8 protein-coding genes are annotated in these 6,372 nt (G+C 37.6%); all 8 read left to right on the forward strand.

The features are described 5' to 3' along the window. Positions 1-5: 5 nt before the first annotated feature. The 8 genes from G5B11_RS18030 to G5B11_RS18065 all read left to right on the forward strand — a co-directional run bounded on the left by G5B11_RS18030 (position 6) and on the right by G5B11_RS18065 (position 6,247). Complete coding sequence (locus G5B11_RS18030) at positions 6-716, forward strand: DUF6040 family protein (RefSeq protein ID WP_173729262.1); 711 nt, start codon at positions 6-8, stop codon at positions 714-716. Positions 717-804: 88 nt separating this feature from the next. Further along, positions 805-1,398, forward strand: coding sequence for a type IV toxin-antitoxin system AbiEi family antitoxin domain-containing protein (locus G5B11_RS18035; protein ID WP_118444898.1), 594 nt, complete (start codon positions 805-807; stop codon positions 1,396-1,398). Beyond that, positions 1,399-2,271: a nucleotidyl transferase AbiEii/AbiGii toxin family protein gene (locus G5B11_RS18040; RefSeq protein WP_173729257.1), complete on the forward strand. Its 873-nt coding sequence runs from the start codon at positions 1,399-1,401 to the stop codon at positions 2,269-2,271. 182 nt (positions 2,272-2,453) lie between these two features. Next, a complete protein-coding gene (locus tag G5B11_RS18045; RefSeq protein ID WP_173729258.1) occupies positions 2,454-2,789 on the forward strand; it encodes a PadR family transcriptional regulator in 336 nt (111 codons plus the stop codon). Next, positions 2,790-3,782 (forward strand): hypothetical protein, encoded by a 993-nt coding sequence (locus tag G5B11_RS18050; RefSeq protein WP_173729259.1) that lies wholly within the window; start codon positions 2,790-2,792, stop codon positions 3,780-3,782. Positions 3,783-4,227: 445 nt separating this feature from the next. Then, complete coding sequence (locus tag G5B11_RS18055; protein WP_004844961.1) at positions 4,228-4,665, forward strand: radical SAM mobile pair system MarR family transcriptional regulator; 438 nt, start codon at positions 4,228-4,230, stop codon at positions 4,663-4,665. Beyond that, entirely contained in the window at positions 4,662-5,351 is a 690-nt protein-coding gene (locus tag G5B11_RS18060; RefSeq protein ID WP_173729260.1) for a radical SAM mobile pair protein A, read from the forward strand. Before G5B11_RS18055 ends, G5B11_RS18060 begins: the two co-directional genes overlap by 4 nt. Then, positions 5,339-6,247 carry a radical SAM mobile pair protein B gene (locus G5B11_RS18065; protein WP_173729261.1) on the forward strand — a complete coding sequence of 303 codons (909 nt, stop codon included), beginning with the start codon at positions 5,339-5,341 and terminating at the stop codon, positions 6,245-6,247. Before G5B11_RS18060 ends, G5B11_RS18065 begins: the two co-directional genes overlap by 13 nt. Positions 6,248-6,372: the final 125 nt, after the last annotated feature.

Below are 6,372 nucleotides of genomic sequence, written 5' to 3' on the forward strand. Positions count from 1 at the left end.
AAATCATGACAGAGGAATGTCAAGATAAGCTAAGGCAGGCAGAACAGGAACGGGACTATGCACTCTCCCATCAGAAAAAAGTAGAGCTACCGGTTGAAAAGCCGGTACTCTATCAAAAGTGTCAGAATTGTAACCAGACAGCTTATCTGAGAGCTAAGGAAAAGTATGATATGCAGAGAGAAAAACTTTCAGGTAGATATAAAGCAAAAACAGTCATGTATGAAGCATTGATGTTTCTGCTGATATGGTATTCCGCATCAACTACTCTTTTTCAGATGATACGGTCAAATGTATTTATTTCTGATTGTGGAAGATTCTTTGATATAATCGCAACTTTAATACAGACCATTGCTGGCTGTATTGTACTGACAGGAAAGAATGTGGCACAGATTAGTGATGAAATATCTAATCCTGTCATTGCCGGAATTATATACTGGCTGATAAGAATACTGATCTGCGGTGGATGTCTGGTGGGTGCGGGAATACTTGTAGCGTTTATAGGGATAAAGATTGCAGAGTTATATAAGAAGTGCTGTTGGGATATGATTACCATATTGGTAATACTTATAAGCATGGCAATAGCAATCTACTTTGAGGATTGGATAAAGACAGTCTTGCCGATCAATATGCTATTTCTCTTATTATTCGTGCAACTGGTATATGTTGGAATCAGGTGGTATGTAAAAGGATGGCGAGAAACAAGGGGATATCATTAACATAAAAATATAAATATTTTATTGGTATTATATGTATTTACTTTCGTGCTAATATGTATTATTATATTAGCACGAAAGGAGAATATATATGACTCAGTTTGAACAATTAGATTTATTGCTGAATGAATATGGCGGAATAATTCAGACCTTTCAAGTTATAGATAATGGAATTAGTAAGCCTGTATTTTATTCTTATGTAAAAGAACGAGGATTGGAACAAGCTGCTCATGGTGTGTATGTATCACCAGATACATGGACAGATGCGATGTATATTTTGCATTTACGTTGTAGTCAGGCTGTGTTTTCTCATGAAACTGCATTGTTTTTCCACGATTTAACAGACAGAGAGCCTTTGAAATATACTATAACTGTAAGAACCGGGTATAATCCGAGCCGTTTGCAGGAAGACGGTTTTCAAGTGTATACAATTAAAAAGGATTTACATGAAACAGGGATTACGACTATGCAGACACCATTTGGGCATTCAGTTCCGGTTTATGATATGGAGCGGACAATTTGTGATCTGCTTCGCAGCAGAAAAAATGTTGAAATGCAGGTCTTTCAAGACGCATTGAAACAATATGCAAAACGTAAGGATAAAAACTTACGGATGCTTATGAAATACGCAACTATGTTTCATGTTGAAAACATACTTAGACCATATTTGGAGGTGTTACTTTAGATGATAACAACGGCAAGACAATTAAAGGATTTAATTCGTAATATGTCAAAGAAAAAATCCGCAGATGCACAGATTTTGATGCGGAATTATATGATGGAACGTTTTTTGGAACGAATTTCTTTATCAGAGTATAAAGACAAATTTATATTAAAAGGTGGAATGCTGGTGGCAGCAATGGTTGGTCTGGATGCCAGAGCTACTATGGATTTGGATGCAACCATAAAAGGTGCTAATGTTAGTCTGACGGATGTGGAGACGATTATATCAAATATTATAACAATCCCTATAGACGATGGCGTTTCATTTTGCATTAAAAGAATATCGGAAATCATGGAAGAAGCAGATTATCCGGGAGTACGAGTGAGTATGGAAACCAAGTTTGATGGTGTCATCACACCATTAAAAATTGATATTTCCACAGGGGATGTAATTACACCGAAAGAAATAAGATATAGCTTCAATCTTATGCTTGAAGATCGTACAATTGAAGTATGGGCATACAATTTAGAGACTGTATTGGCTGAAAAACTGGAAACTGTTATCAGTCGAAATGTCACGAATACACGAATGAGAGATTTTTATGATATTTATATCTTGCAAAAATTACATGGAGAACAACTCAATAAAGAAATACTATGGAATGCGCTTGTAGCAACCGCAAGAAAACGTGGAACATTAGACCTGATAGAATCTAATGAGATAAGAGAAATATTGAATGAAATAGAAACAAGTTCTGTTATGGAAAATTTATGGAAAACATATCAAAAAAATTATTCTTATGCTGTTGATGTTTCGTGGCACATAATTATGGAGTTTATTAGAGATTTATATCAAACTGCATTTTCAGATAAATTTAAAGCTGATTTTCTTTGAATTGTTTGTTAATAGGAGCTATAAACAATGGTAGTGATGCAAAACTTGAAATGCAAAGGATAAACTTATTGACATAATGTGCGATACACAGTATACTATGTTAAACACATAGTGTGCGACACACAATACAGTGCAATAAACACAGTGAATTTAAATAAAGGATACTGAAGGGAGGAGATTGGATGAATTGTGATGAAATTGTTTCAGGATTAATTTTAGAATTCAGACGAGGCACGCTCATCATGGTAGTGTTAGCACAACTAAATAAACCAATGTATGGATATTCATTGGTAAAGGAATTAGAAGGAAAAGGCATTTCGATAGAAGGTAATACATTATATCCTCTACTGAGAAGACTAGAGAGTCAAGGTCTGCTAAAAAGTGAATGGGAAACTGAGGCAACGAAGCCAAGAAAATATTATATCATCACAGAAGATGGGAAGCTGGTTTATAAAAAAATTAAAGAACACTGGAAAAAATTTTCACAGTCACTCAATGTTTTAATGGAGGAAGAATAGATGGTAAAAAATGATTTGATCGACAGATACATTTATGCAGTTACGAAACATATGAAATCTGCCATGAAAAAAGATGTGGCGGCGGAATTAGAGACGATCATACAAGATATGTTGGAGGAACGATGTGAGGATGTTACTCCAACTGAGCGTGATATCAAAGTTGTTCTAACGGAACTGGGAACCCCGAACGAGTTAGCTTCGAAATATAAAGGTGAAACACAGGATTGTTTGATTGGACAGCCGTATTACAGTTTATATGTGTATGTATTGAAAATTGTGACAGTATGCATCAGTGGAGGAATGTTACTTGCTCAAATCATGGCAGCATTAACATCGCATACAATCTGGTATACAGCTATCTATAGAACCATCGGTGGGATTTTTGGTGGTATATTGACAGGATTTGCATTTGTGACATTATTATTTGCATTCTTTTATAAAAAAGGAATTAAGGTGGATGGGTTAAATGATGGAATAGATAATTTGCCTCCTGTTCCACAAAAGTCTAATAGAATTTCAAAAGCAGATGCGATTATAGGAATTGTTTTTTCGGTTATCTTCACTCTTGTATTTCTTGTATGCCCACAGATTTTATGTATTGCATTTGTAAAAAATGGGGTAGGTGTGTATGAACCACTTTTTAATTTAGAATATATCAGACAAACATGGTATTTTATTCTTGCATTTGGAATTTTGGGTGTTACAAAGGACAGTGTGAGACTTATTGATGGTAGCTATACCAAAAGGGTGATGCTTGTTACCATTATCACCAATATTATTGATGGAGCATTAACAAGCATTTGGCTGTTAAATGATAGGATTATGAATAGTGAATTTTTTGATGGTATTGAGCAGTTATTTGGAACGGATGCAGAAGTTATTTCACATGTTTTTATACACTTTAATAAGGTATTTCTCTCAATCATTATTTTGGCATTAACAATTAATGGCATTGAGACAGTCGTGAAAGCAGTAAAATACAGTCGACAATAAAATAATTTTAGATGAATCAATCTCCATTTACAAATAACAGTGCGAATTTCTAAATTTTAGAAATAATAAAATGTAAATGGAGATATGAGTAGAAGCATTTCAATCAGTTCACCATGTCGTTTTTTTATTTTGTGTTATACTGTTTTATTGGATTTTCTTTCCCTTGTTTTTGCCCTTATCAGAGTTCGTAAACACTCATGGGACAATATAATACAAGGGAAACAATAAGGGAAAGCTCACCTGCGATAAACTTTGTGTTTTCAAGGGATTGAGAGATATTTGATAATAAAATATAACAGTTATTAAATCCCTTGGAATATATGAAATCTCAATTCCAGTTTGGAGAATTGAAAAAACGGAATTTACCTATTAAGACATATAAACTGTTGACAATAAAGCTCCTATATAGTATGTTTTTAATAAACTACTATATAGGAGATTTTGTATGGAAATGAATGGAGGATTTCTTGTTACCAAAATAAAACAGCTTGGAGACCGGATTTTCGAGAAGATTCTCAGTGAAAAGAATATTGATGCGTTTAATGGAGCCCAGGGGCGTATTCTTTATGTGCTGTGGCAGAAGGATGGTATTTCAATCAGGTCACTCTCGACTAAATGCGGATTAGCGATAACATCTCTTACTACGATGCTGGAAAGAATGGAAAATCAAGGGCTGATAAGCCGTGTTCAGTCTGAAACGGACAAAAGGAAAACGCTCCTGTTTCTGACTGAGAAAGCACATGCCTTAAAGGGCGAGTACGATTCTGTATCTGATGAGATGGGCAGTATTTACTACAAAGGTTTTTCAGAGGAAGAAATTACCCGGTTTGAGGAATGCCTCGACCGTATCAGAAAGAATCTTGAGGAGTGGCAGAAGTCATGAGTATTTGTATCAAAGATCAGATTCAGAACATGAATATCGTCATTGGCTGCACAGTGGGGTGTACATATTGCTATGCCCGCAACAACGTGAAACGCTGGCATATGATTGATGATTTCGCTGACCCTGAATTCTTTCCGGGTAAGCTCAAGATGATGGAAAAGAAACGTCCGCAGAACTTTCTTCTTACCGGCATGAGCGATCTCTCTGGATGGAAGCCGGAATGGAGAGACGAGGTATTTGCAAAGATCCGTGAAAATCCACAGCATCAGTTCCTGTTCCTTACCAAGCGACCTGATTTGCTGGATTTTGATACCGATCTGGAAAACGCATGGTTTGGCGTTACGGTGACGAGGAAAGCAGAACGGTGGCGTATCGACGCCCTTCGGAAAAACGTCAGAGCAAAACATTACCATGTTACCTTTGAGCCGTTATTCGATGATCCCGGCACAGTTGACCTTTCCGAAATCAATTGGATCGTTGTGGGCACCATGACCGGAGCTCAGAGCAGGAAGATTCATACGGAGCCGGAATGGGCATGGTCTCTGAAGGACCAGGCACATAAGCTCGGCATTCCGGTGTTTATGAAGGAAGACCTTGTCCCTATCATAGGGGATGAAAATATGATTCAGGAAATGCCGGAAGAATTTAATAAAGTGTTAGAGGTACAGAAATCATGGAAGAAGTAATAAATGGAATCTTCATTCGTGAGGTGGAAACAAAGAACATCATGACTAAGTCTAGTCTGCCGGTAGGCGGTTACTCGGTCAATCCCTATGTGGGCTGTACACATGCCTGCAAGTATTGCTATGCTTCTTTTATGAAGCGCTTTACCGGGCACAAGGAGGAATGGGGCACTTTCCTTGATGTGAAGCATTGGCCGGAAATTAAAAATCCGAAGAAATATGCCGGACAGCGGGTGGTCATCGGTTCTGTGACAGATGGCTACAATCCACAGGAGGAGCAATTCGGGAATACCAGAAAACTTCTGGAGCAGCTGATCGGCAGTGACGCAGATATTCTGATCTGCACAAAGTCGGATCTTGTGGTACGGGATATTGATCTGTTGAAGAAACTTGGACGTGTAACCGTTTCATGGTCGATCAACACACTAGATGAAAATTTCAAGAACGATATGGATTCTGCTTCGAGCATTGAGCATCGTATCGCTGCTATGAAGCAGGTATATGAGGCAGGTATCCGTACAGTCTGTTTCGTATCCCCGGTATTCCCCGGTATCACGAATTTTGAAGCAATCTTTGAGCGGGTAAAGGATCAGTGCGATCTGTTCTGGCTCGAAAATCTCAATCTTCGAGGCGGTTTCAAAAAGACAATTATGGATTATATCGCCGGAAAATATCCTGATCTTGTACCACTTTACGACGAGATCTATAACAAGCATAACCGCAGCTACTTTGAAGCACTTGAAGTAAAAGCTGAGAAAATGGCTAAGAAGTATGATTGTGCCTTTGTGGATAATGAAATGCCTTATGGCAGAGTCCCGCAGGGGCATCCGGTGATCATAGATTATTTCTATCATGAGGAAATCCGTGGGACAGAGAATACCGGAAAAAGAAATCGCTAACTTCAAGTTGAACAAAATCGCTGCGCGATGGCCTGCCAAGGCTATGGCGCAGTTTTTCTTTATACTTTAATAAAAAGCAGTGGAAACCAAGTCCTACAAGTAGTATTGTTAAGTCACCACAACCA

Source organism: Blautia glucerasea, assembly GCF_013304385.1.
Lineage (GTDB): Bacteria > Bacillota > Clostridia > Lachnospirales > Lachnospiraceae > Blautia_A > Blautia_A ammoniilytica.